The organism is Pseudoalteromonas sp. 2CM39R, from assembly GCF_023161845.1.
Genome location: NZ_JALNTM010000007.1, coordinates 202,026 through 227,790 on the forward strand (window position 1 = coordinate 202,026; position 25,765 = coordinate 227,790).

The 25,765-nt window shown below is 40.2% G+C and carries 21 protein-coding genes; 8 read left to right on the forward strand and 13 right to left on the reverse strand.

Annotation, left to right across the window (positions count from 1 at the left end; all coding sequences use genetic code 11):
• The first annotated feature begins 118 nt into the window (after nucleotides 1-118).
• Nucleotides 119-1,039: a LysR family transcriptional regulator gene (locus tag MTF66_RS17335; protein ID WP_138620920.1), complete on the forward strand. Its 921-nt coding sequence runs from the start codon at nucleotides 119-121 to the stop codon at nucleotides 1,037-1,039.
• Here MTF66_RS17335 and MTF66_RS17340 read toward each other — a convergent pair.
• From MTF66_RS17340 to MTF66_RS17355, 4 genes are all read right to left on the reverse strand, one after another.
• Nucleotides 1,019-1,768 carry a dienelactone hydrolase family protein gene (locus tag MTF66_RS17340; RefSeq protein ID WP_055011695.1) on the reverse strand — a complete coding sequence of 250 codons (750 nt, stop codon included), beginning with the start codon at nucleotides 1,766-1,768 and terminating at the stop codon, nucleotides 1,019-1,021. The two genes, MTF66_RS17335 and MTF66_RS17340, sit on opposite strands and share 21 nt — an antisense overlap.
• A gap of 61 nt (nucleotides 1,769-1,829) precedes the next feature.
• On the reverse strand, nucleotides 1,830-3,155 hold the full coding sequence (locus tag MTF66_RS17345; protein WP_138620924.1) for a glycerophosphodiester phosphodiesterase family protein: 1,326 nt from the start codon (nucleotides 3,153-3,155) through the stop codon (nucleotides 1,830-1,832).
• 69 nt (nucleotides 3,156-3,224) lie between these two features.
• Complete coding sequence (locus MTF66_RS17350) at nucleotides 3,225-4,070, reverse strand: carboxylate/amino acid/amine transporter (RefSeq protein WP_171043239.1); 846 nt, start codon at nucleotides 4,068-4,070, stop codon at nucleotides 3,225-3,227.
• A 109-nt stretch (nucleotides 4,071-4,179) separates the two neighbouring features.
• Nucleotides 4,180-6,315, reverse strand: coding sequence for a M3 family metallopeptidase (locus MTF66_RS17355; RefSeq protein ID WP_055011698.1), 2,136 nt, complete (start codon nucleotides 6,313-6,315; stop codon nucleotides 4,180-4,182).
• Between the two features lie 289 nt (nucleotides 6,316-6,604).
• Between MTF66_RS17355 and MTF66_RS17360 the strand changes: the two genes are divergently transcribed.
• From MTF66_RS17360 to yegD, 6 genes are all read left to right on the forward strand, one after another.
• Entirely contained in the window at nucleotides 6,605-7,477 is an 873-nt protein-coding gene (locus tag MTF66_RS17360; protein WP_054202098.1) for a mechanosensitive ion channel family protein, read from the forward strand.
• A 348-nt stretch (nucleotides 7,478-7,825) separates the two neighbouring features.
• Entirely contained in the window at nucleotides 7,826-10,114 is a 2,289-nt protein-coding gene (locus MTF66_RS17365) for a TonB-dependent receptor (protein ID WP_248527704.1), read from the forward strand.
• A 115-nt stretch (nucleotides 10,115-10,229) separates the two neighbouring features.
• Complete coding sequence (locus tag MTF66_RS17370) at nucleotides 10,230-10,529, forward strand: hypothetical protein (RefSeq protein WP_008109576.1); 300 nt, start codon at nucleotides 10,230-10,232, stop codon at nucleotides 10,527-10,529.
• 73 nt (nucleotides 10,530-10,602) lie between these two features.
• On the forward strand, nucleotides 10,603-11,259 hold the full coding sequence (locus tag MTF66_RS17375; protein ID WP_008464680.1) for an HAD family phosphatase: 657 nt from the start codon (nucleotides 10,603-10,605) through the stop codon (nucleotides 11,257-11,259).
• Nucleotides 11,260-11,293: 34 nt separating this feature from the next.
• Entirely contained in the window at nucleotides 11,294-12,136 is an 843-nt protein-coding gene (locus MTF66_RS17380; RefSeq protein WP_138620930.1) for a DNA ligase, read from the forward strand.
• A gap of 79 nt (nucleotides 12,137-12,215) precedes the next feature.
• A complete protein-coding gene (gene yegD, locus MTF66_RS17385; RefSeq protein ID WP_138620935.1) occupies nucleotides 12,216-13,580 on the forward strand; it encodes a molecular chaperone in 1,365 nt (454 codons plus the stop codon).
• A gap of 4 nt (nucleotides 13,581-13,584) precedes the next feature.
• Here yegD and MTF66_RS17390 read toward each other — a convergent pair whose 3' ends face one another.
• From MTF66_RS17390 to MTF66_RS17405, 4 genes are all read right to left on the reverse strand, one after another.
• A complete protein-coding gene (locus MTF66_RS17390; protein ID WP_008464686.1) occupies nucleotides 13,585-14,049 on the reverse strand; it encodes a methylglyoxal synthase in 465 nt (154 codons plus the stop codon).
• Nucleotides 14,050-14,064: 15 nt separating this feature from the next.
• A complete protein-coding gene (locus MTF66_RS17395) occupies nucleotides 14,065-14,697 on the reverse strand; it encodes a LysE family translocator (RefSeq protein WP_010391250.1) in 633 nt (210 codons plus the stop codon).
• 145 nt (nucleotides 14,698-14,842) lie between these two features.
• Nucleotides 14,843-16,684 (reverse strand): S8 family serine peptidase, encoded by a 1,842-nt coding sequence (locus MTF66_RS17400; RefSeq protein WP_138620937.1) that lies wholly within the window; start codon nucleotides 16,682-16,684, stop codon nucleotides 14,843-14,845.
• 226 nt (nucleotides 16,685-16,910) lie between these two features.
• Complete coding sequence (locus MTF66_RS17405) at nucleotides 16,911-18,086, reverse strand: multidrug effflux MFS transporter (protein ID WP_010391252.1); 1,176 nt, start codon at nucleotides 18,084-18,086, stop codon at nucleotides 16,911-16,913.
• Between the two features lie 184 nt (nucleotides 18,087-18,270).
• On the opposite strand from MTF66_RS17405, the gene MTF66_RS17410 reads away from it, so the two are divergent.
• Nucleotides 18,271-18,744: a hotdog fold domain-containing protein gene (locus MTF66_RS17410; protein ID WP_008109556.1), complete on the forward strand. Its 474-nt coding sequence runs from the start codon at nucleotides 18,271-18,273 to the stop codon at nucleotides 18,742-18,744.
• Between the two features lie 83 nt (nucleotides 18,745-18,827).
• Here MTF66_RS17410 and MTF66_RS17415 read toward each other — a convergent pair whose 3' ends face one another.
• From MTF66_RS17415 to MTF66_RS17435, 5 genes are all read right to left on the reverse strand, one after another.
• Nucleotides 18,828-19,310, reverse strand: coding sequence for a polymer-forming cytoskeletal protein (locus MTF66_RS17415; RefSeq protein ID WP_008109555.1), 483 nt, complete (start codon nucleotides 19,308-19,310; stop codon nucleotides 18,828-18,830).
• On the reverse strand, nucleotides 19,300-20,463 hold the full coding sequence (locus MTF66_RS17420; RefSeq protein ID WP_138620939.1) for a M23 family metallopeptidase: 1,164 nt from the start codon (nucleotides 20,461-20,463) through the stop codon (nucleotides 19,300-19,302). Before MTF66_RS17420 ends, MTF66_RS17415 begins: the two co-directional genes overlap by 11 nt.
• A 143-nt stretch (nucleotides 20,464-20,606) precedes the next feature.
• Nucleotides 20,607-21,920, reverse strand: a complete 1,314-nt coding sequence (gene fahA, locus MTF66_RS17425; protein ID WP_010391256.1) for a fumarylacetoacetase — start codon at nucleotides 21,918-21,920, stop codon at nucleotides 20,607-20,609.
• 211 nt (nucleotides 21,921-22,131) lie between these two features.
• Nucleotides 22,132-23,178: a 4-hydroxyphenylpyruvate dioxygenase gene (hppD, locus tag MTF66_RS17430; protein WP_008109551.1), complete on the reverse strand. Its 1,047-nt coding sequence runs from the start codon at nucleotides 23,176-23,178 to the stop codon at nucleotides 22,132-22,134.
• A 560-nt stretch (nucleotides 23,179-23,738) separates the two neighbouring features.
• On the reverse strand, nucleotides 23,739-25,238 hold the full coding sequence (locus MTF66_RS17435) for a peptide MFS transporter (RefSeq protein ID WP_008109550.1): 1,500 nt from the start codon (nucleotides 25,236-25,238) through the stop codon (nucleotides 23,739-23,741).
• Nucleotides 25,239-25,765: the final 527 nt, after the last annotated feature.

The window sequence follows — 25,765 nt, forward strand, 5'->3', positions numbered from 1 at the left end:
TGCTTAGCAATTACTATATGCACTAACCCAACCTTAAACAACGATGATAAATTTAACTTTATTGATTTAATAATTGATACAATTGGAGGGTTGAAGTTAAAACCGCACTGGAGCGTCCATGAAAGTCTCGTTTGAACAATTAAAAAGTATGGTGGTATTTGCACAAATAGTTGAGCAGGGCAGTTTAACTGCAGCGGCAAAGCAACTAGGGTTAACACGGGCGGTAGCCAGTTATCATTTAAAAAAGCTAGAAACGCAACTTGAAGTAACCTTACTTAATCGTTCAACACGGACCATGGCCCTTACTGAAGCCGGTATGGCTTACTATGAGCGTTGCCGAGTTATTACCGAGCAGGCTAATGCTGCCAATCAACAAATAGAAAATATAAAAAGTGAGCCCCAAGGATTATTAAAAATTAGTTGCCCGGTTAATGTGGGGATGCAATTAATAGTGCCTGCAATTAATACCTTTAAGCGCCAATACCCCAAAATTGATATAGATTTACAGCTAACTGATGATGTGGTGGATATTATTAAACACGGATTTGATTTTGCTATTAGGGGGGTTGCGCTGCGCGATTCAAACCTACAGGCAACCAAGTTAACCACTATGAGTACTTGTATTTGTGGCGCACCTGATTATTTTTCGCATTATGGCAAGCCCACTACGCCCGATGAATTAGCACAGCACCAGTGGGTAGTTTATCAGTTAGGGAGTAAAATCTTGACCTTGCAAAAAGACGGTAAAAAAGTCGACATTACTATGCAAGGATCGCTCAGTACCAATAATGCCGCTGCACGGACTGCATTTGTAGAGGCAGGACATGGCATAGGGCGTATACCGCTATACGATGCATGGCCAAAAGTACAAGCGGGTTTACTGCAAATTATAATGGACGACTACAAAAGCAAAGACATTGAATTGTACGGAGTTTTCCCGCCAGGGGCGACGGGGTCTAAAAAGTTACGTTTGTTTGTTGATTATTTAAAAGCGTACTTTGTAAAACAGCATACGGCATTAGGTATGCGTAAGGGCTAGCGCTCGGTTAAATAAGGCAACAGCCTGTTGATACATTGCTATGGCGAGAGCTGCATCGTAGCGCTCGCCTTCATCACGCATAAAGGCATGTTGCGCGTTAACTTCTTGCCATTGGTAATTTATGCCAGTGCGAACAGCTTGCTGGTATATTTTGTCTCGGCCATCTTGTGGAACATGGGGATCTTGTTTACCCCATATAAAATGAATTTCACCGAGTATGTCGGCCATGCGTTCAAATGAGTTATTACCGGGTTGTGCGGGCAGTGTATTACTGTGTATATCGGTGGCGTATAAACAAAACGCGGCTTTTATAAGTGGGTTTAAAGCGGCTCTGTAAGCTAAATGTCCACCAATACATACACCCATAGCTCCCACGTTTCCTGAACAATAACTTTGTCGTTTTACAAACTCGATAAGGCTTTGTGTGTCGCTATCATGATGCTCTAAAGGTTTAGCCCATTTATCGTTATTACCTTTATCTTTACCTTCGTCATCATAAGCCAGCACAGTTCCGATAGGGTTAAGCTCATGAAACACTTCTGGCACAAGTACCACAAAACCATGACTGGCTAAAATAGCTGCACTGCGGGCAATAGGTGCCGTTTGCTGGAAAATTTCAGAATAAAAAATAATGGCAGGGTATTGCCCCGATGTTTGTGGGCGGTAAATAGTGGTTCGCATTAACCCTGTAGGCGTTGGTAAGTCAGCGTTATGGTGTTGAATGATCATAAAAGCGCTCAGTAAAATAAATATAATAGCTGAGCGCGGTCAAATAAACACGCCCTAAAGTTTAAATACTTGCAGGCATTTTATTGCAACTTGCGTAATAGCTAACCGTAGCTGGCCAATCAGAAAATATACCGATTACACCAACCTCTTTTGCAAGCACATCAACCACGGTCATCATGTCACCATCGTTATCTATAACATCACTAATTGACTGGTAATAGTATCCGCCTCCATTATTCAGCGGCCCTGAACGTTCAAGACTCCATGCAATAATATTAAGCCCTGCGGCTTTAGCATCAATAGCGTACTGTGATGGCACGATATTACTTTCATTATCTATGGTTAATAGCATCCAAATGGGTGGAGCAATAATTTTAACACCGTCATTAAAAAGCGAAGCCATACTAGGTTGCCATGTGTCGGGGTTGTTAGGATCAAACCCTGCATCGCTGTCTCGGCCATCTAAATACACACTTTGCGCTGCAAATTCAGGGTTAGTATTAATCCAATATTGTACGTCAGCTAAATTAAATGATTGCGGAAAAACATGCGAAGCGGGTACCTCCATTTGCGTGTATTCATCTAGCATTTTTTGTGCGTATTGCGTTTGGGTCATACCGTTAAAGGGCATACTCACTTGAGGTGATTTAAGCTCTGGGGTCATTTTTACTCCGAGCTGTTTAAATAGTGCAATACTTTGTTTATGGGTCATGAGAGTACCTGAGGTGGCGTATAAGTCAGTGCGCCAACTTGGTGTACCTTTCATGTAATCGCTAACATTAGTGGCGCTGGTGTTTGCGCCATCCATTTTACCCTCAAGGGTTAAAAACTCTGCCAAGTTAATATCACTGGTACAACATTTAGCTGAAGCAGGCGTGCCACTGTTAGAGTTTGCTGGAGTAAATGGCTCACTGCATTTAGCCGCAAGTTCTGGAATAGCTAAAATATTAGTGGTGGTGTGCAAGTCGCACTGAGAATGGCGGCATACTAGCTCTTTATCATTTGTAAAGGTTACATCACATTCGACAATACCAGCGCCCATACGAGCAGCCGCTAAGTAAGACTCTTGTGTGTGCTCTGGGTATTGCATGGGGGCACCACGGTGACCAATTGAAAAATCAGTACGATAAAAAGGGCCTTCTTTACACGATTCTAATTGTGTTTTTAGTGCGCTGTCAGCCATATCGTCAATTAAGTAGTCGGGGCGGGTACCTAGTTGCGTATTGGTGCCTTGAGCTACTTCAACAATAACCGGGGTAGGTACTTCAACAATTTCAACGTCAGTGTTGGTAACAACCACTTCTTTTTCGACTATTTTTACATCGTCATCACAGCCAGCGAGTGAGCTTAATAATAAAAAAGTTGTTAGAAAAGGTATGCGCTTCATTATTTGTCCTTAAAAATAAAAGTGGACGCTACCTTACTAATTATTAATGACAATTTAACTACAGAGTGATTAATTTGCTGATTTAGCCATTATTTGGTTTATCACCAAGGCAGACAGCATCACTCCCGCGCCAATACTTAATCTAAGTAGGTCTGCGTCTCTATTCCAAATAAGTACATTAACAATAATACCGGCAGGAATAAGCAAGTTGTTCATCACCGCCAGCGCGCCAACATTAACAAGCGTCGCGCCTTTATTCCACATAAAGTAGCCTAAACCGGAGGCCACAATGCCTAAATAAATCAGTATGCCCCATTGAGTTGAGGTACTTGGTAATTTGTTAAGATCACCAAATAAGGCGTAACAGGCGCTTGCAACAATTAGTGCGCCAATAAAAAACCAACCAAATACGGTTTTATCATCGAGTTGTTTATTAAGCATTAATCGTTTGTAGGTTACTTGGCCGATAGCAAAACTAATATTAGCGCCTTGAACCAGTAGTAATCCGACTAAAAAGTTACTGTCTAAGTTTTCATAACGAATGGTAATAGCTCCTAACACGGCAATAAACGCGACGATAAAAAACTGCGGATTAAACTGTTTATTTAGCGCATCGTTTAAAAGCGTAATGTAAAGCGGGGTCATTACAGTAAATAACAGCACTTCTGGCACACTTAAAAACAAAAATGAGTGGTAATAAAAGCCATACATAACCCCCAGTTGCAGTGCGCCTATCAGCATGAGTTTAAACGCAAGTGGGGTAGGGATTTTCTTTAAAAAAGGCAAAAATACTAACGCTGCTAAAGCCACACGAATTAGCACACTAAACCACGCATCAACTTGGCCAGCTAAATACACACCAATTAAACTAAACGAAAACGCCCAAAGAAGGGTAACTGCAAATAAATAGCCCATAACACTCATCTTGTCTTAAGTAATGGTGTCAGTTTATCTGTTATATATTGTTCTATAAACAATAAAAGCCCGCAAGCGGGCTTTTATATCAGTTGATTAAAAATATTAATTAATCAACTAAACCACGGCGCTTAAGCAATGCATCAGTCGTTGGTTTTTGGCCTCTGAACTCAATGTAGCTTTGCATTAAGTCGCGGCTGTTACCTTTTGATAGGATCTCTTTACGGAACTTATCGCCATTTTCGCGCGTTAAGCCACCATTGTTTTCCATATGAGCAAAGGCATCAGCGGCAAATACTTCAGTCCATAGGTAAGCGTAGTAACCTGCAGAGTAACCACCTGCAAACGTATGGCTAAAGTAGTTTGATTTGTAACGAGGTGGTACAGGGTAGTAATCAATACCGTGTGCCTTTAACGCTTCACTTTCAAACTGTTGTACATCAGTTACTTTTTTGTCAGAACCAAATGAGTGCCATTCCATATCCAGTAGTGCTGCAGCTAAATATTCAGTGGTACCAAAACCTTGGTTGAACTTTTGCGACTCAAGTACTTTATCAAGTAGTGCTTGAGGAATTGGTTCACCTGTTTTGTAATGCTTAGCGTAGTTAGCTAATACACTTGGCTCAATCATCCAGTCTTCATGTGCTTGTGATGGAAATTCAACAAAATCACGCGCTGTAGCAGTACCTGCTAGGCTTGGGTATTTAACGTCAGAGAATAAACCGTGTGCTGCATGACCAAACTCATGGAACATAGTTGACACTTCGTCAAACGTCATTAACGTTGGCTCGCCTTCTGCTGGCTTTGGAATATTTTGTGCATTATAAATAACCGGTTTTGTGCCTTTCAAGCCGCTTTGGCTTACGTATGCACTCATCCATGCACCGCCACGTTTACCTTCACGTGCATATGGGTCCATGTAAAATAAGCCTATTGCGCTGCCATCAGCGTTAAATACTTCAAACGCCATGACGTCTTCGTGATAAAGCGGTAGGTCTTTACGCTCTTTGAATGTAATGCCGTAAAGTTTTTCCATTGCAAAGAATAAACCGTTATGAATAACCGATTGCATTTCAAAGTAAGGCTTAACTAAGGCTGGATCTAGGTCGTATTTTTCAGCACGCACTTTTTCTGCATAGAAAGACCAATCCCATGGTTTTAGTTCAAAACTTTCACCAGAATCGTTAATTACTTTTTGAATCGCTTTTGCTTCTGCTTGCGCTTTTTCGACTGCTTTTGGCGCTAGGTCATCTAAAATACCGTACACGTTATCAGTGGTTTGAGCCATGCGTGAAGTCATTACATACGAAGCCCAATCTTTAAAGCCTAACAGTTCTGCTTTTTGTGCACGTAGGTTAGTTTCTTTAATAATGATAGGGCCGTTGGTTTTAGCTGCACGGTTGGTTGATGCTTTAAAAATCTGCTCACGCAGTTCACGGTTTTCAAGGCTAGATAAAATAGGCTGTTGTGTGGTGTTCACTAGGGTGATCATGTAGCCATCTTTGCCTGCTTTTTTAGCAGCTGCTGCAAGACCTGCAATTTCACCTTCAGATAAACCAGCTAGTTTGCTTTTATCTGTTACTAAAATGACGTCTTCTTTAAACGATTTTAATACGTTTTGAGAAAACTCCGTTGATAATTTTGCAAGCTCAGCGTTAATTTCACGCATTTTTGCTTTTTCAGCATCGTTTAATTTAGCACCGGCTTTAACAAATTGTTTGTAGTAAAAATCAACAAGACGTTGATCTTCAGCGCTTAACTTATCTTTGTTGTCGTATACTGTTTGTACACGTTCGAATAATGCACCATTTAGGTAAATGTCATCAGAGTGTGCTGAGAACACAGGCGCCATTTTTTTATCAATGCGTTGGTACTCATCGTTAGAGATAAGACCTGATAAGTTGTAAAATGCAGCTGATGCGCGGTTTAATAGTTCACCAGCAAGTTCCATTTCTACCAAGGTATTTTCAAAAGTAGCTGGTTCTGGATTATTGGCAATTGCCAAAATTTCTGCATTATGTTGTGCAATACCTGCATCAAATGCAGCTTCGTATTCAGTGGTACCAAACTTATCAAACTCAGGAGCCATGTATTGCAATGGGCTTGGTTTAAATAATACATTGCTTGCGTTGATATCTTGCACTTGTGCTGTGCTTTGTTGTTTTGTTTCTTGGGTGCTTTCAGAAGAACAGGCAGATAATAAAAGTGCACTAGCAATCGTAGTGGCGATCAGTGTTTTACGCATAATAACTCCATAAAAAATAGTAGCCGAAATAGGCTTTTCGAGTCGAAAACCCAGTTAACTTACCAAATTTTGACTTATATACAACAAAGTTTATCGATTTAAAGCGGGATTTAAACGCAAATTAGGTGATAAAAACTCGGTATGTAAATAAAAAAGTAGAAAAATACAGCAATTATGCAATTAGCTTTAAGTTTGTTGCTGCGTATTTAAGCTAACCGCATGCTAAACTTGGGGTATTATTAGCGCATAAAAATAATCGTTTGTGTGCGACCTTATACATGGAAAATAAATGAACTTAGAACAAATTAATCACATTCTCGCCTTCGTATTGTTTAGCTACAACGACATTCACATTACCGTGGCAAAAGTAATTCAAGTACCCCTAATTTTGTTTACTATGTGGGTTGTGGTGACTCAGATTGGCAAGTTAATTAAAAAGTCATTACTTGCACGAAAAATGAGCCCAGATGCAGTGCATTTATTCACGCGTTTTTATTTCATTTTAAGTATTGCGATTTTACTTTTTACCTCCCTTGAGGTGCTCAACATTCCACTAACCGCATTTGCCTTTGTATCGGGTGCCATTGCCATCGGTGTGGGGTTCGGTGCACAAAATATTATTAATAACTTTATTAGTGGCTGGATATTAATGTGGGAGCGGCCAATCCGTATTGGCGACTTTTTAGAGGTTGGCACTGCAAAAGGGGTGGTTGAAACCATTAATACTCGCTCTACTCGTATTCGCAGGAACGACGGTGTTCATATGCTAATACCCAATAGCCAGTTATTAGAAAACACAGTTACCAACTGGACGCTTATTGATGGTAATGCGCGCTCATCTGTGAGCGTAGGCGTAGCTTATGGCTCTGATGTGTTATTAGTTAAAAAGTTAATTCAGCAAGTATTAGATGAGCATGAGGCAATACTGGCAACGCCTCAATCAACCGTATTGTTTGATGATTTTGCAGATAGCTCGCTAGTTTTTAATGCTATTTTTTGGGTTTGCGCTGAATCAGAAACTCGATTAAGACAAGTCCGCAGTGATATTCGTTTTAGTATTTATGAAGTGTTTGAGCAACACGATGTGGTTATTGCATTCCCGCAGCGAGATCTTCATATTGATGGTGAAATTGTTCTTAAACGCTCATTAGTGAAAAAGTAGTATTTAAAAAAGTGCCGCGTTATTTTGCTATATTTTTTAATAACTCAATGTAAGGACATATGTCCGCTTTTTGGTTGTTTAGTTGCTAAAAGTACACTAAATGTCGGGATAGTGCGGTTAAGTGTTAAAAATAAGTTTATTTTTTAGTGTTCAATATGCGGTAAATATATTACAGCATGATATAATCTCGCGCATTCAGTCAGCCTTATTTATGCCGTTTTTGTACTCTCGGTAATAAGGTCCGCGCCGCATAGAGCAAGTCGCGAAAAATTGACTGAATCCGTAATTATTTAATTGCGCAACACATCAACCGTTGAACAAGAGTGCACTAAAAAGGTTAACCCCGACATGAAAGCAATGAAAAGATCTACGTTAGCAACCCTTATCAATGCAACGTTGTTCTCTGCCGTAGCAGGTACGTCAATTTCAGCCGTAGCTGCTGAGCAAGAAACTACTGCTAAGAAGAACCAACTAGAAGTTATTCAAGTTACTGCTCGTAAACGAGTAGAAAACGCTCAAGAAGTGCCTGTTGCTGTTTCAGCCCTGCAAGGCGATAGCTTAGATGCTTACAGCTCAGCTGGTATGGATATTCGTTTTATGAATGCGAAAATCCCAAGTTTATCTATTGAATCTTCATTTGGCCGTTCATTCCCACGCTTTTATGTACGTGGCCTTGGTAACACTGATTTCGATTTGAATGCTTCGCAACCAGTGTCGCTTGTGGTTGATGAAATTGTACAAGAAAACGCAATCTTAAAAGGTTTCCCTGTATTTGACGTAGCACGTGTTGAAGTGCTTCGTGGTCCTCAAGGTACATTATTTGGTCGTAATACACCGGCTGGTCTAGTTAAATTTGATACCGTAAAACCAAGTCAAGAATTTGAAGGCTATGGCTCTGTATCTTACGGTAGTCGTGGTGCTGTTGACTTTGAAGGTGCTGTTGGTGGTTCATTAACAGATCGTTTATCAACACGTGTTTCAGTACTTTGGCAAGATAAAGACGATTACATTGATAATCGTGCACCAGGTTTTGAGCAAAAAGATGCCTTAGGTGGTTACACTGAACAAGCAGCCCGTATTCAATTTTTATATGAAGGTGACGATTTCACTGGATTATTTAATTACCATGTTCGTGATTTAGATGGCTCTCCAATTGCCTTTCGTGCTAACACTATCAAACCTGGTACTAACGATTTAGTTGATAGTTTTGAAAATGACGTGGTGTATCACGATGCCGCATCTCGTGCGACGCAGCAAGTTGAATCGCAAGGTGCAAGCCTTAAGCTTGAGTGGGACTTAGCTAACCATACAGTAACGTCAATCTCTGGTTGGGAAAGTGCAGAAATTTACTCTCGTGCTGACATCGATGGTGGCTACGGTGGGTTTTCTATCAATGATGTTCCAGTTGCAATGGGCCCTGGTTTTATTCCTTTCTCTTCAGAAAGTGCTGATGGTATTCCAGATCAAGACCAATACACGCAAGAACTTCGCTTATCAAGCAACTTTGCCGGTGATGTTAACTATCAAGTGGGTGTTTTTTACTTCGACGAAGCATTAACAATTGAAAACTTTAGCTATGATACAGCCAATAATGGCGTATTGAATGGGTTTGTTAGTCAGCAGCAAGATACTAAAGCATGGGCTGTATTCGGCTCAGTTGATTACACCATTACTGATGACTTGAAAGTAACCGCGGGCCTACGTTATTCAGACGATGAGAAAGAATTCTCAGCAAATCGTACGCTTAGCCCTGTAGGTGGCGCTGCTACTTACATTGAAAAAAATGTTAGCGATGATCACGTAAGCTGGGATTTATCAGCTAACTACAAAATCAACGATGACGTAAACTGGTATGGTCGTATTGCTAACAGTTTCCGTGCACCAAGTCTTCAGGGTCGTATCTTATTTGGTGATGAAGTAACTGTTGCTGATTCAGAAACTGTTACGTCATACGAGACAGGTATTAAATCTGATGTGTTAGATGGCCAAGGCCGCGTAAATGCAACGGTATTTTATTACACTATGGATGACCAACAGCTAACTGCTGTAGGTGGTGGTGCTAACTTTAACCGCCTATTAAATGCTGATAAAACAACTGGCTACGGTTTCGAAATTGATTCTGAGTGGGTGTTAACGGATGAACTAAATGCAACGTTTAATTTAAGCTACAACAAAACAGAGCTTAAAGACAAAGATTTAGCCGTTGCAGTGTGTGCACAGTGTACTGTTACAGATCCTACCTTCCAAGTACCAGGTGCATTTGGTCCTGAAGATCGTGCTATTTTAGATGGTAACAGCTTACCGCATGCACCAGAGTGGATCTCTAACATCACACTTCGTTACACTAAAGAACTCACTGAAGGTGATTTCTTTGCTTACGCTGATGTGTCGTACCGCAGTGAAATTGACTTTTTCTTATATGAATCAGTTGAGTTTGAAGGTAAGCCACTAACTGAAGTTGGTCTACGTGCCGGTTATGCATGGGCGCAAGGCGACTACGAATATGAAGTATCAGCATTCGTGCGTAATATGTTTGACGAGCAGCAAGCAATTGGTGGTGTTGATTTTAATAACAATACAGCCATGGTTAACGAAGAGCGTTATATTGGCGCTGAATTTAAAGTTAACTTTTTCTAATCGATAAATTTAACGTTAAATTGTAATTATTGATAAAAGCCTGCCTAGTGCAGGCTTTTTTATTTTTGTAGAGCTGCTAAAGTAGCGCCCATATGTTTATTAAAGAGAAAAAGTAATGGCTGGATTTTGGAATTACCGTGTAATTTATTGTGAAGCAACCAAAGATGAAGCGGCGCAATATCAAATACACGAAGTGGAATATAACTTAAACGGTAAAGTAACTAACTGGTCAGAGACTGGTGCCGCACCATTTGGAACCACATTAGATGCGTTAAAAGATGATGCTGAGCGCTTAAAAACCGCCTTCGAAAAGCCGATACTTAAAGTAATGCGCAAAGCCCGAGGTTATGAGTTAGTTGATGTAGATACCGGCGAAGACGCTTATGCTGAGCCGCCAGCAGGTTTGGCTGAGTAACACAAATTATTAAAAGGTGCCTAGGCACCTTTTTTATTACCCAAAGTTTAGGTTAAATAACCAGGAGAAAAGTATGTCAATTGAAGCGGTATTATTTGATATGGATGGCACTTTAGTTGACTCGGAAAGTGTGCACTATAACTGCTGGAGCCAATTACTTGCGCCTTTTGGTGTGTGTTATAAAGAAGATGATTTTTGTCGGCGCTTTTCGGGACGTCCCACTATTGACGCTGCAAAGGAAATAAAACAAGTTCATAACTTGTCTGTAAGTAGCCGCTATTTAGCGGATGAAAAATATCGTTTATTTAGTGAGTACGTTAAAACCAATTTACCGCCTTTAATGCCTTATGCTGAAAATGTTCTATTAGCGGCTAAAGAGCAAGGTTTAAAAATGGCGTTAGTAACAGGCAGCGCAAGGCATGAAGCAGAGCCAATACTAAAAGGATTAGGGTTTTATGATTTATTCGATACCGTGGTAACTAAAGATGATGTAATTAATCCAAAGCCTGCCGGTGATCCCTATCTATTAGCACTTAAAAGTATGCAGGTTGCTGCACAAAATGCGATTGCCGTTGAAGATACTCTCACCGGTGTAACCGCAGCGAATAATGCTGCTTTAGCTGTAGTCGCTATCGCTAATAAACATACACAGGAGCACGATTTTAGTAAAGCAACACAGCAAATGCAAAGCCTTGAAGAATTTTGGCAATGGCTTCAATCTCAACTATAGTTTAAGCCATATTAAAATTTGCAAGGATGCAGCAATGGTGATGATTAAAGCAACGCTGTTTACTTTTTTAATCCTTTTTAGTGCTAGCTTATTGGCGCAATTGCCTCCAGTGCAACTTGCTAATGTTTACGATGAAACTAAGCATGAGGATATTCGCCAATACTTGGTGAGTGAAAAGTTTGATGGAGTTAGAGCAATCTGGACGGGAAAGCAGTTTGTAACCCGTCAAGGCAACTCCATAAACCCGCCTGAGTGGTTTACCGCTCCTTTGCCAGATATTTGGTTAGATGGTGAGTTATGGACCAAACGAGGTCAATTTTCTGTACTCAGTGGTATTGTCAGAACAAAAATACCCAACGATTTGCAATGGCAAACCGTTATTTATCAGGTGTTTGATATGCCAGATACCGGTACGCCTTTTCATCGTCGTTATCAAAATTACCTAGCACTCATTACTAAGCTAAATAGTCCCCATATTAAAGCGGTTAAGCAATATCAATTTAGCGACAATCAGCAACTCAGTGATTATTTTAATCAGGTAACCAAACAAGGTGGCGAGGGCGTTATGCTTCATTTAGCAGAGGCTAAGCATACAGCGGGTCGCTCTAGTGCATTGTTAAAACTCAAGCCTTATTTAGATGCCGAAGCGTTAGTAATTGAACATTTACCGGGTAAAGGTAAATACGCAGGAATGCTTGGTGCATTGAAAGTACAGACAAAACAAGGGCTGACATTTTCTATTGGTACGGGTTTTAGTGATAAAGAGCGAAAGTATCCGCCAGCTATAGGCGCAACAATTACTTATCGATACCACGGGTACACTAAAAATGGCTTGCCGCGTTTTGCCAGCTTCTTACGGGAAAGACCCGAAAAATAACGAGTGTAGGCCAATTCAGTATATATTTTTTAGCAATTATGCTAAATTGCGCGGCCTTTTTAGTGATGTTTGGTGATCTATGTTCGTTGGTTTTGATTATGGTAGTTCTAATTGTGCTATGGGTGTTTTAAACGAAGAGCGTGTTCAGCTCATTCCTTTAGAGCAAGGCAAACATTATCTTCCATCAACGTTATACACACATCATAGTGCCTTAGTCGTTGATTTTGTAGCGCAGCACTTGCAGGGCTCAGAGCATGAGCATGGCTATAAAACCGCGCGCCAACCCTTGCTTAATACACTCCCGCGAATTAAATCAGACCTAGACCTACAAGCCGGCGACGAGACTCTATTCATCGGCCGAGAGGCGATTAGTGAATATGTGCAATTTCCTGAAGAAGGTTATTTTGTAAAATCCCCTAAATCATTTTTTGGCGCTACTGGTTTAAAGCAAGGACAAATTAATTTTTTTGAAGATATTGCCACTGCAATGATTTTAAAAATAAAACAACGTGCCGAATCATCGTTAGGGTATACGCTGAGCCAAACTGTTATTGGTCGCCCAGTGAATTTTCAAGCAGTTGGTGGTGAGCAGTCAAACCAACAAGCCGTGGGCATTTTAACACGTGCAGCAAACCGAGCAGGCTTTAAAGATGTGGAATTTTTATATGAACCACTTGCCGCCGGGATTGATTATGAAAGTGATTTAACGCAAGACCAAAAAGTGCTGGTAATAGATATTGGTGGTGGTACAAGTGACTGTTCATTTGTACAAATGGGGCCAAGTTTTAGGAATAAACAACAACGAGACGCAGACTTTTTAGCACATAGCGGAAAGCGAGTAGGCGGTAATGATTTAGATATTGCTCTGAGCTATCATGGTTTAATGCCGTTACTTGGCTTAGGCAGTACTTTTAAATCGGGTTTACCATTACCTAATCAGGCATTTTGGCAAGCATGTAAAATTAACGATGTGAATTTACAAAGCCAGTTTTATAGTGCTCAGCATTATCGTGAACTGAGTGCACAGCTACGCGATGTGGGTGCTCCCGATTTATATAAACGGCTCATCCATTTACAGCAAAATAAGCAAGGGCATCAATTAGTTCAACAAGCTGAAGCGGCAAAAATTGCACTAAGCTCGTCTGAAAACTTTAATTGTGATTTAACATTTTTAGATTCATCACTTGATAAAGATATCTCTATTAATGAATTAGCATTAGCCGTTGACGACAGTATTAGCCAAATAGTGACATTAGCAAAACAGGCCATTGCAGATGCTAACACCACCCCAGATGTAATTTATTTAACGGGTGGTAGCGCGCAATCACCACTGATCAAGGCGGCTTTAAAAACCCACTTAGGCGATATTAAAATGGTTAACGGTGATCACTTTGGCAGTGTCACCGCTGGTCTGACTAAATGGGCGAGTATGCTTTATAAATAAGCTGTTATAAGGAGATTTGTCGGGTTGCGAGGTACTTTTCGTAATCTGGCAAAGAACGCTCAAACTCGGTGTCCATAAGGGGAGAGCTTAGTAACATATCAGCGCTTACTTCATTACAAGCAACAGGAATGTTCCACACTGCGGCTAAACGAAGCAATGCTTTTACATCAGGGTCGTGCGGCTGAGATGCCAGAGGATCCCAAAAAAAGATTAACACATGAATTTCATGTTCCGCTATTTTAGCACCAAGTTGCTGATCACCCCCCATAGGTCCACTGAGTAATTGCACGACATTCAAACCGGTGGTTTTTTCTATTAAATGTCCGGTTGTACCAGTGCCGTATAGCTTATGTTTACTTAGCATTGGAGTGTGTTTTTCACACCATAATTTTAACGCGGCTTTTTTTCCATCATGTGCAACAAGGGCTATGTTTTTCTTAGCTGGAAGAGATTGTATTTTTTGGTCCATGCTGATTCTTATTAGTTAGAGTAATAAATTGATAGCCAAGGCAATAAATACAATGCCTGTGAACCTATCTATCCAAAGTTGGCTATTAGGGTGACTTTTAAAAAACTGGGCTATTTTATCGCCGAAATAAATATACGTGCAGTCGATAGGAAAAGCAAAGATTGGATACAGTAGCCCAAAAAACGCCAGCTGAAAAGTTGCAGATGACAAGCTAGGGTCTACAAATTGTGGGATAAAAGCAATAAAAAACAAAGCCACCTTAGGATTTAGTACTTCGGTCATCATAGCTTGAAACATCACGTTTTTGTTTTTACTGGTGGTAACATGAGGCTTATCTTCTTGCTCGCAAATGGGGGGCTTAAAGGTGTCTTTAAGCATCATAAACCCTAAGTAACATAAATAGGCTGCACCTGCATATTGTACGCTGGCATAGGCAGTTTCAGAGGCTTTTAAAATAGCGCTTAAACCGACAACCGCAAAAAATGTATGTACTACGCCACCTAACGCAAAGCCAAAAGCACTCTGCATACCTGCTTTTCGCCCATTTGCAAAAGTTTGCGCCATTAAAAACGCGTTTGATGGTCCAGGCGCAACGGCCATTAAAAAGCTAGCGAGTAAAAATGAAAGCAAAAAGTCGGGGTTGATCATTAAATAGTACGAAAAAGAAGTGGTAAATGATTTTATCAAGCAATGAGGAAAATAAAAAGCGGGCATATTGCCCGCTAAGTTGAGGATACTAAGTTCTTTTAAAACTAGTCGTTATGCTTTTAAACATAATGAAGTGCTAAATTTATTAAAAACTAACGGTGATATTATTTGAACACACCGTAGTGCTCAGCGCTTCACACACTTGATATGTATAGGTGCCGCCACCTTTAGTATTAATGCTGTCGCTGTAGGCATTATTATTTGCAGTGGTAATGACTTTGTTACCATTGCGGTAGATATCAACTTGGCTTGTTGCCGCGCCATTCCAACTTAAATCAACAAATTTAGTGCCTTTTGATTTGTAACCTGAAGCGCTAAGAGAGATAGCATCTACGCCTGGCTCTGGATCAACACCACCAGTATCGCCACCCGCACAGCCGTTTGCTGTAAGGTAAGCATCAGCGTCAGCCGCTTTTACAATACCGTAGCCAAAGTAATCATCACGACCAGAAGCCCCTTGATCTTGCGCAGTTGCCTTTAACGCATCGCGAATTTCTGTGCCTGTACAGTCACTATGATTAGACCATACTAGCGCAGCAATACCTGAAACCGCAGGAGTTGCCATTGACGTTCCACTCATAAAGCCATAATCAGTTGCGCCAATATTAATTGTCACGTTTGTACTAGCGACTAATGCACTACGATCTTCAAATGCAGCGCCTACAGCAGGAATTGTAGTATCGTTGGTATCACCCAGTGTCGCGTATAACATGCCAGCTTCATTGTTGATAATAACCGCACCTACACCGCCTGAGTTTTCACAGTTAGCGACTTTGTCATAAAATGAAATAACGCCGCGGTCAATCATACATACTTTACCAGCCGCCGCTGGATCAACTGTTTCGCCAGTTCCCATAAAGTAGGTACTCGCAGTGATTTGACCTGCATTTTCCATTGCTGATGAATTATATGCTGTGCCATCAGCCGACATACTCGCTGCTGTTGCCATGCCCGCAGGGTAGGTCGATAGAGTATCAACACCACCAGCAGTTACTTCAACACAAATTGTTTCATCATTAGTTGCGCGTTTACCACGGCCAGATGAACAGCTTGGGAATTGTGAAAAGTCAGCAATTTGATTATCGGCATCATTAGCGCCGACCATCATCACCGATGAGTAGCCCGCAGGATAAGAACGTACGTTATTACCATCGTTACCCGCTGCAGCAACTACAAGGCCGCCAGCATTAGTAAAGTTAGCAAACGCATTTGACTCTGTACTGTTTGAGCCACCGCCCCCTAAGCTCATGCTAATAATATTTGCACCTGCTTGAGAACATAAATCAGCCGCTTGAGCTAAATCAGATGAGTAACCCCAACCCGCTTCGTTAAATACTTTAATAATGTGCATTGCCACACCCGGTGCCATACCCACAACACCGAGGTTATTATCTGCAGCACCAATCGTACCGGCGACATGCGTCCCGTGTGGACCGCCATTATCAAACCAATTTCCAGTACCGCTGTCGTTATCGCCAGTAATGTTACCCCAAACAAAATCAGGGTTTGAGCTATCTAAGCCTGAATCGATAACACATACTTTCATGCCTGCATTGGCATCAAAAGTAACTTGATCAACCTGTGATTGATACACCGCATATGGCGTAATTTGTTGCTGCATGGCATCACCTACATCATCGTTAAATAATGACATAGGAACGCGCTTATGATCTTCTTCAATGAGTTTAATATGCGGGTTGTTAAGCAGGCCTTTTAAGCTACTTAAATCTTGTCCAGTAAATTTGGCTGCAATGAATCCATTGCCATCTACTTTAATGTCACCACCTAGTTTTTTAGTCAGCGCTTTAACAACACCTTTTTTATTATTATCAACTTGGATGATGAAGCGATCGTTCGCAGCTTGGGCAGCACCTGCTGAACAAATACCAGTAAGAACTAATGCTAAGGCGAGTTTATTCTTTTTCATATTATATTATCCTAGAATTAATTGGTTAACTAATTGTTAACTTTAGCGGACAGTAAAATAATATAAAGCAGAAAACAAGCTATTTTATCTACAAAAACAAAACTATTTAACTTTAAAGTAGCCAGTATTAAACAAAAAATATACATTTGTATTTGAATTAGGGGCGGCTAATCAGGTAAAACCTGAATTAGCCAAAATTGAAGAGTAATAGAAAACGCTTTAGCGCCTAAGCATATTTAGTATAACGAAATAGTAAGTAAGAAAAGGGAATTAATAATAAAAAGTGTGTGCCTATAAGCTCGGGTGTAGATAAGTTTAAATATTGAGTAATAAACACCAATAAACTTGCCCCACTCATTTGCATTGCTCCTAAAAGAGCTGAGGCGGTGCCAGCTTGCTTAGGGAACAGACTTAAAGCTCGTCCAGCGGCAGAGCCAAGTGTTAAAGCAAAACCAAAGGCAGCAATAAACATAGGGATCATTAATGCTAATGGGGTTTTATATTGGCTTAATACTAGCATCAGTAAGCCTGCACTCACTAACAACACAAGACCTGCTTTTAGTGCTCTTTTTGGTTGGCGTTTAATGTAAATAGGCATGATAAAGCTAGCAAGAATACTAAGCACTGCATTAAGCGAGAACCAAAAGGTAAAGTCGGCTACGCTGCCCCCTAATTCAGTAATAAGCCAACCAGGAGCCAATGTTACAAATACTAATATAGCTGACATAGTGACCATACATAGCAAGCTATTAAATAAAAATAACGGAGTTGAAATAATTGGGATAAAGCGCCTTAGATCTAAGATATGCCCCTGGTAATGGCTGTCTACTGGGCGTGTTTCTCTAAACAATAATAAGGTGACAATAAATCCTAATAATGCAAAACCAGTTAGAAATAGAAAGTTCATTTGCCAACCAAACTGCACGGTTAACCACGCACCTAAAATGGGTGCTAACGCTGGAATAAAGCACACGATCCCGTTTAGGTAGGTAATTATTTGGCCACTGCGTTCACTACCAAACTTATCTCTTACTATTGCAAAAGCAACAACAAAGGTGGCGCATGCGCCTAACCCTTGAATTGCACGAGCAAACATCAGTATTAAAAAGCTAGGAGCATAGTATGCACCTAATGCCGCCAGTCCATATAAAGTTACACCGGTTAAGGCTACCGGCTTACGTCCAAAACGATCAGCAAGAGGGCCTGCAATTAATTGCCCCAAACCAACAGTAAGCATAAAAATAGCCACCGTTTGCTGTACTTGTTTTTCGCTCACTGAAAATTGCTCTGCAATAGTAGGAAAGGCAGGTAAATAAATATCAATGCCCATAGGACAAAAAATGACGAGTAACGCTAAGATCAGTAATAAAATTAAGTTTGGTTTAGCGGGCTGTGTTTGCATCAGGTCTCCTTTTGTCGGTATTTTAAGTGGCGACTGATGAAAAAGAAAGGGCTTATGACCGATGCATCAGACATGTTACCTACTTTTAACTTTATTATGATTATTTTTGTTTAAGTATCACACTTCTTTAAACTGATCCGATGTGTTAATTTGCTTTTTAAGCAAAGACAATGGAAAAACAATAATGAGTAATGAGTCTGCATTAATAAAAACGTGGCATAAATTTAAAAAGCTGCCGTTTGGTAACTGGCTGTTTAGTAAAGCCGTATGTTTTAAAGCGCCTTACTTTGGCTCTATGAAACCTACTATTTTAGATTTAAAAGCAGGACACTGTAGTGCTGTGGTTAAAAACACACGCCGTGTACACAATCACATTGGCACTATTCACGCTATCGCACAATGTAATTTGGCTGAGCTGTGTGCGGGGGTGATGGTTGATGCAACAGTACCTTATAAAACCCACCGTTGGATCCCTAAGGGAATGACAGTACAGTACCTGGCTAAGGTAGACACTGATGTTACCGCTATCGCTGAAATTGACTTGCCTCATCAATGGATTGATAAAGAAGATTTAGTCGTACCGGTAAAGCTTTACAATACGCGTAACGAACTGGTTTTTACCGCAGACATAACCATGTATATAACACAAAAAAAGTAAGTGTATAAGCCGCTAACGGGATTTTAAAGAGGTGATTAATGGTTTAGCCAACAGGCAGGCTAAACCATTATAAACTAATGTAGCTAGCTTTTAGCTGCAGGCTGCTTATTAACAAACGAAAGCCCGCTGTCTTCATTATCAACAATGGCTTTTACGTCGTGAGCTGGTTTTGGCTTATCTTTAGCATGCTCAATCACTTCTTTTTCAAAGCGCTGCTTTAAACTGCCTTCAATAATAGCACCTGCTTCTATGCTCAGGGTGTCATGAAATATATCGCCAAGTACATGAGCATTATTTTCGATCTTTACTTCACTTGCATTTAAAGAGCCTATGATTTTACCCTTAACAACGACACTGCTTGCCTCAACAACGCCTTCAACAACACCTGAGGTGCCAATCACTAAATGTTCGGCCTTAATGTCACCATCAATACGTCCGTCGAGTTGTACTTCACCTTGGCTTACCAAAGAGCCCGTTATACGCACATCATTAGAAATGATTGAGGGAGTGTGACTCACTCTCTTAATAGATGAGTCTGTTTTTGCTTGTTTATTTTTACCAAACACGAGAAAGCGCCTTTGTTATTTTTAGTGGATTGACATGCTTGTCGTCTATTAATACTTCATAGTGTAAATGAGTACTTGTACTTCTTCCGGTACTGCCCATTAAGCCAATGACATCGTGCTTTGTGACTAATTGACCTTTTTTAACATTAATTTTGTTTAAGTGACCAAAGCGCGTTACAACACCGTTTTTATGCTCTAACTCTATAAAGTTACCATAACCGCCATTACGGCCAGCTCGACGCACCGTGCCATCGGCAGGGGCAAAAATTTCTGTTTTATGCCACCCAGCTAAATCAATGCCTTTATGAAAAGCGCGCCTTTTATTCATTGGGTCTTTTCTAAGTCCAAAATTACTGGAAATATAATATTTTGCAGCAGGTAAGGGCAGGGTACTTGGCAACTCAGTTAAAAAGCTCTCTAGCTGGTTTAACAATAACAACTTATCTGCAATGACTAGAAAGTTACTAGGAATTTTACTTTCATCGAGTATATCTAGCGGGCCACCTTGCGCCGTTGTTTGCGTGCTTAACGCGAGATGTTGTGCCAGTGCATTTTCAAGACCCGTGCCTTTGAGTATTTCTATAATCGCATCATGGCGCTGATTAATCTGCGCAGCCAATAACGTGAAATTAGTATCGTACTGCTGATTTAGCATGATGTAGCGCTGCTCAAAACTGGTTAAACTGTTTTGTGCATGCTTATTTTGTGTTTTATCTTCTTCGAGCGGCTCATGAAATTCGCTTTCGTTCTCATTAATAGGAGAAGATTCAAGCTCACCCTCTAATTTTATTACATCTTTGCTGATAGAAGCTGGGAGTGATTCAATCATACCTTGAAGTAAAGCTTGTTTTTGTTCAAGTTCAGCTAACTGCTCTTGCTGCAATGCGTAGCGTTGTTGCTGTTGCTTTACTTTTTGTTGCCATTGTACTTGCTTATCAAGCTGAGTTTGCTCGATATGAGAAATTTGGTGTGTTTGCATATAAACACGGATACTCGAAACACTGATCCATGCAATAGCAATGAAAATAATAGCAAGCACAGAAACCTGTAACCAAGGCGCCAAAACAACATGCTTTACTTCACCATTTTGGCGAATGAGCAGCTGACGAGCTGGGAAATGTTTATTAAAAAAAGACTTTATAAATACAGGCATGTCACATAAATACTGGCTATTAACGGATTCAAGATAGCAATTTGAACTAAAAAAGCCAGAAAAAAATTGTAACTTCGGCTTAATTAATAAAAAAGGGCTGCTTATTCAACAACCCTTTTTTACTAGTTTATTGATTTTATATATTATTTTGCTGGTAGTACGGTGCTCTCTACAAAGCCAAAGCCAATACGTGCAAAGCCTTCTTTTTCACACCAGCCACGCATTATAACGTTGTCGCCATCTTCCAAGAAGCTACGCTGCTCGCCGTTACTTAAAGTAATCTTTTCTTTACCACCACGAGAAAGCTCAAGTAATGAACCCGCTTCTTCGTGAGTAGGCCCTGATTGCGTGCCAGAGCCCAGCATGTCACCCGGCATAAAGTTACACCCGTTTACGGTATGGTGAGTTACCATTTGCGCTACAGTCCAGTATGAGTGCTTAAAGCTAGACTTAGACACTTGAGTTGGGTTGTAGCCTTCATCACGCATTTTTTGTGTTTGAATTTTAACATCCATTTGAATATCAAATGCACCTTGATCACGGTTAGCCGTTGATTCTAAGTACTCAAGTGGCTGCGGATCATTTTCATCACGCGTCCAGCTTGTTCTGTATGGTGCAAGTGCTTCGGTGGTAACAATCCATGGAGACACGGTTGATGCGAAATTTTTCGCTAAGAATGGACCAAGCGGTTGGTATTCCCATGCTTGTAAATCACGTGCTGACCAATCGTTGAAAACACAAAAGCCGAATACATGCTTTTCAGCATTTTCAATTGCGATTGCATCGCCTAGATCATTACCTTTACCTAGGTAAATACCTAGTTCCAGCTCGTAGTCAAGGCGCTTACATGGACCAAATGAAGGAACTTCTGCATCTGGCGCTTTAGTTTGTCCTTTAGGGCGATGAAACTGCTGCCCAGACACGCCAATAGACGATGAGCGACCATGATAACCAATCGGCACCCATTTGTAGTTTGGTAGTAATGGGTTATCGGGACGGAATAAACTTCCTACGGCAGTCGCATGATAAATTGATGTGTAAAAGTCAGTGTAATCGCCAATGCGACACGGTAGAGCAAATTCAATTTCGGTTTGTGGTATAAGCGCTTGTGCTAGTTGCTCTTGATGAGCAGAGCCTTCACGTAATGCCTTAGACAGTGCTAAACGAAGCGCTGACCAATATTGCTCACCTAATCCCATAAACTCGTTCAAAGTCGGGTTACTTGCAGATGCAACGGCTGTTTGGGCGTCACCTGAAAAAATACCGAGTTCATTTACTTTTGCTAAATCAATAACCTGATCGCCAATGGCAACAGCACCACGAAAAGCTTCATTGCTATTTTTGCGACGTACTTCTGCAAAAGGTAGGTTTTGAATAGGGAAGTCACATTGTGCATCATTTGCTGATGCTACCCAGCTAGTTAAATTTATATCATGGGTTTCGTTAATTAAACTCATTACATTTCCTTTGGTTTAGTTGGTCGCGCTTATCAGTATAAATATCAATTTATTAAATAAGAATATAGCACCCGTTAATTTCATCTATTACCTAGCTATATGGTGATGAAAAGCGCGATTTAAACACACAGAGAGATAGTTTTACCTCTCAATTACGATTAAACGACAAAAAGCAGCGAAATACGCTGCTTTTTAAAGTTATTTTATTTGCTTATAAAACGCCGCGACGTTCTTGATCTCGCTCGATTGATTCGAATAGCGCTTGGAAGTTACCTTCACCAAAGCCGCCATCATCAACTCGTTGAATCATTTCAATGAAGATAGGACCAAATAAGTTTTTAGAGAAAATTTGCAGTAAGTAGCAATCTTCGCTTTGGCTATCAACAAGGATTTGATGTTCACGGATTTTCTCTTTATCTTCTTTAACCCATGGAACACGGTCAAAAATAGTATCGTAGTACTCTGGAATAATATCTAAAGTAGCGATAGTCGATTTATCAAGCTTATCTAATGAGCTTACTAAGTCGTCAGTTAAGAACGCCAAATGCTGCACACCTGGACCATTGTATTCACCTAGGTATTCATCAATTTGGTTATTGTCGTTACCTTTACCTTCATTGATTGGAATAGAGAAGGTACCGCATGGTGATTTTAATGCATATGAAAGCAGGGCTGTTTTTTGGCCTTTAATATCAAAGTAACGTACTTCGGTAAAACCAAACACGTCTTTGTAAAAGTTAGCCCATGTTTCCATAGTACCTTTATATACGTTGTTGGTTAGGTGGTCGATACGTAAGAAGCCTTTACTCTCAACTTTGTTTGGCTCGCTCAGATCTTCGAAATCATTATCGTAGATAGAGCCTTTATCTCCAAATTGTTCAATAAAGTAAATTAAGCTATCGCCAATGCCGTAAATAGCAGGGTATGGTAAGTCTTTATTAGCTGCATCAGTGGCAGGCTTAGCGCCACGCTTAACCGCTGCTTCAAATGCTGCTTGAGCGTTCTCTACACGCCAGCCCATAGAACAAATTGCTGGGCCGTGATTTTTAGCAAACTCAGCTGAAAAGCCGTCGCGTTCATTATTTAGTAAAAAATGAATATCGTTTTGGTTGTAATAAACAATGTCTTTACCTTTGAATTTTTTTAATTTTGAAAAACCAAAATCGGTAAACACTTTGTCCATGTAATCGGCATCGGGTGTTGCGTATTCAGTAAACTCAATACCAACCAAACCTAAAGGATTATTTACTTCACTCATTATAATTACTCCCGCAATTAAGCACTGCGATTATTAGTTATCGTATTGCCTGCATGATTAACCAGATTACTGCTTTGGGGAAGAGGGTGTTGTTATTTAGTAAATAGCGCGTGTGTAAATTTTACGGGACGGTTAGCAAAGTATGATATTTATTTACATACGTGCCGAGGTAAGTAAAAATTAGCTAGCTCGGATAATGTACGTATTTTTTATGTATGTTACTGAATTTATTTGTTTTAAATTTAATTGCCCATCTGTTTTTTTAGTTCTTTCACACTAAAAAAAGAGTGGTTTTTGTATTCTATTGTTTACACTCAACCTGAGCGTAGCTGCTCACAACATTAACAAAGCAATAGATACTGAGGGTTTGATTCATTAACTCCACTTACTCTGTAGTATTACGCTGTAACAACAAATTTAGTTAACCTGAACTCTGGCTAAGAGATCTATTATCCAGAGTTCAGGTTAGTTAGCCATAAAAATACCCCCTGCAGTTAGCTGCAGGGGGTATTTAATATCATTAGTCAAAGCGCATAATTACGCGTTGTGATTAATTTAAATTATTGTGCTGGTGCGGTTTGTTCTAAACCTTGTTTTTCCCATACCTTAGCTTTGAAGCTCATCAGTACTAAGATGATACCTACACCGATACTAAATAATGCAATTTGTAAGTAAAGGTTAGGAATTTCAGCAACATTGTTAGGATCAAAGTTACCAGCAAGTAATCCTGAAATTACGTTACCAATTGAGTATGTCAGTACAAATACACCCATCATTTGACCCGTATAGCGACGAGGAGATAATTTACTTACCGCACTCAATGCAACTGGGCTTAAACAAAGCTCACCCACTGTATGTAAGAAATACGTTGTAACCAGCCAGTAAGGAGCTACTTTTAAGCCTTCAGCTGCATAATGTGCTGCCATAAACATAACTAAAAAGCCTGAAGCCATAATAACTAAGCCCAACGCACATTTTACGCTATAAGTAGGCGAAACCATTTTCTTAGATAAATTAATCCAAAGAGCGGCAAAAAATGGTGATAGGGCAATAATAAATAGCGAGTTTAAAGATTGGAACCAAGTCGTTGGAATTTCAAATGTGCCAATAAGACGATCTGTGTAGTCACGAGCAAATAGGTTTAATGAAGAACCCGCTTGTTCAAAGCCAGACCAAAAACACGCAGAAGCGACACAGACTAAAAATAGCGCCCACATTCTTTGCTTTTCAGCGTCGGTTAGTTTGCCTTTGAAATAAACAAGGCCAAAGTAAATGAAAAAGATAACAGTAAATACAACTGCTGTGTAACCTGCAACAATAGTCGGGTTAATAACTATAGCGCCTGTCATCGCAGCAGCAGTCACGCTGGCAACAACAATTACAAACGCAGCAATACCGCCCCATGCGCGTGAAGCACCTTTAGGGCTTAATGGATTCGCAGGTAACGAGCTATGTTCTGGTAAGTTATTAAGTGTACGTTTGTATTGTATTAAACCAATAGCCATACCTACAGCAGCTGCACCAAATGCCCAGTGCCAACCTACGTTTTCCATAAAGTAACCACAAACGTAGTAACCAATTAAAGAACCTAAGTTAATACCCATGTAGTAAATAGCGTAACCACCGTCACGGCGTTCATCTTCGTCAGTATAAAGCTGACCAACCATGGCACTGATATTAGGTTTAAGTAAACCAGTACCCGTTGCGACAAAGATTAAACCAATGAAAAAAGAATATTCATGCGGAACGGCTAAAATAATGTGGCCACACATGATGATGATACCGCCGTACCATACTGCTTTTTGACCACCAAATAATCTATCTGCTAACCAGCCACCAGGTAAACCTAAAAAGTATACTGAACCTGTGTATAAGCCATAAATTGCAGCAGCAGAAGCAACGGTAAATCCTAAGCCTTCTTGTTGTAAACTTGCTGTCATAAATAATACGAGCATAGCTCGCATACCGTAGTAACTCATTCGTTCCCACATTTCTGTGAAAAACAGGGTTGAAAGTCCTTTAGGGTGACCAAACCAGCCACTGTCAGAATTTGAACTCATATTTACTTCCTAATTCATTATTGTTTTGATGACCTTGTGGTTTTTTATTTAGCTAAATTGTTACTTCTAAAAAGTATAATAAATGCTCGATCATCAGTGTTTTTATGCAGCTAAGGTAATGGTTTGCTAAACGCAGCTATACGTTTAGGTAAGAGTCACACCCTTATCCTAGTTACAATTGCGCTTAAGTATACATAGACCTTTGTACGAGGGGAAGCGTTGAGCGCGCTATCACACATCCGTTATGTAATTGTTAAATACCAACACCTGAAGTTCTAGTTGTTGCACTAAACACCTAAACTTATCAAAAAAGATATTTAACAACACAAGTAACATTGTCTTTGCAAAGCTATCTTTTATCCGGTTTTAAGTTCTATTGAAAAAATATAAAACCGCTTTATTTACGGGGGGTTACAAGCACCAAGTTATTCAACAATCGTTAACCTTTACTACTTTATTTTAATAATCACCGTTTAGATTAAACATGAGCAAATATTAGCGGATGCACAGCAATGATTAGCCCATTG

Excerpts from the sequence above, each read along its gene's own strand:
- MTF66_RS17335 (WP_138620920.1), top strand. The coding sequence starts at position 119 with ATGAAAGTCTCGTTTGAACAATTAAAAAGTATGGTGGTATTTGCACAA.
- MTF66_RS17340 (WP_055011695.1), bottom strand. The coding sequence starts at position 1,768 with ATGATCATTCAACACCATAACGCTGACTTACCAACGCCTACAGGGTTA.
- MTF66_RS17345 (WP_138620924.1), bottom strand. The coding sequence starts at position 3,155 with ATGAAGCGCATACCTTTTCTAACAACTTTTTTATTATTAAGCTCACTC.
- MTF66_RS17350 (WP_171043239.1), bottom strand. The coding sequence starts at position 4,070 with ATGGGCTATTTATTTGCAGTTACCCTTCTTTGGGCGTTTTCGTTTAGT.
- MTF66_RS17355 (WP_055011698.1), bottom strand. The coding sequence starts at position 6,315 with ATGCGTAAAACACTGATCGCCACTACGATTGCTAGTGCACTTTTATTA.
- MTF66_RS17360 (WP_054202098.1), top strand. The coding sequence starts at position 6,605 with ATGAACTTAGAACAAATTAATCACATTCTCGCCTTCGTATTGTTTAGC.
- MTF66_RS17365 (WP_248527704.1), top strand. The coding sequence starts at position 7,826 with ATGAAAGCAATGAAAAGATCTACGTTAGCAACCCTTATCAATGCAACG.
- MTF66_RS17370 (WP_008109576.1), top strand. The coding sequence starts at position 10,230 with ATGGCTGGATTTTGGAATTACCGTGTAATTTATTGTGAAGCAACCAAA.
- MTF66_RS17375 (WP_008464680.1), top strand. The coding sequence starts at position 10,603 with ATGTCAATTGAAGCGGTATTATTTGATATGGATGGCACTTTAGTTGAC.
- MTF66_RS17380 (WP_138620930.1), top strand. The coding sequence starts at position 11,294 with ATGGTGATGATTAAAGCAACGCTGTTTACTTTTTTAATCCTTTTTAGT.
- yegD (WP_138620935.1), top strand. The coding sequence starts at position 12,216 with ATGTTCGTTGGTTTTGATTATGGTAGTTCTAATTGTGCTATGGGTGTT.
- MTF66_RS17390 (WP_008464686.1), bottom strand. The coding sequence starts at position 14,049 with ATGGACCAAAAAATACAATCTCTTCCAGCTAAGAAAAACATAGCCCTT.
- MTF66_RS17395 (WP_010391250.1), bottom strand. The coding sequence starts at position 14,697 with ATGATCAACCCCGACTTTTTGCTTTCATTTTTACTCGCTAGCTTTTTA.
- MTF66_RS17400 (WP_138620937.1), bottom strand. The coding sequence starts at position 16,684 with ATGAAAAAGAATAAACTCGCCTTAGCATTAGTTCTTACTGGTATTTGT.
- MTF66_RS17405 (WP_010391252.1), bottom strand. The coding sequence starts at position 18,086 with ATGCAAACACAGCCCGCTAAACCAAACTTAATTTTATTACTGATCTTA.
- MTF66_RS17410 (WP_008109556.1), top strand. The coding sequence starts at position 18,271 with ATGAGTAATGAGTCTGCATTAATAAAAACGTGGCATAAATTTAAAAAG.
- MTF66_RS17420 (WP_138620939.1), bottom strand. The coding sequence starts at position 20,463 with ATGCCTGTATTTATAAAGTCTTTTTTTAATAAACATTTCCCAGCTCGT.
- fahA (WP_010391256.1), bottom strand. The coding sequence starts at position 21,920 with ATGAGTTTAATTAACGAAACCCATGATATAAATTTAACTAGCTGGGTA.
- hppD (WP_008109551.1), bottom strand. The coding sequence starts at position 23,178 with ATGAGTGAAGTAAATAATCCTTTAGGTTTGGTTGGTATTGAGTTTACT.
- MTF66_RS17435 (WP_008109550.1), bottom strand. The coding sequence starts at position 25,238 with ATGAGTTCAAATTCTGACAGTGGCTGGTTTGGTCACCCTAAAGGACTT.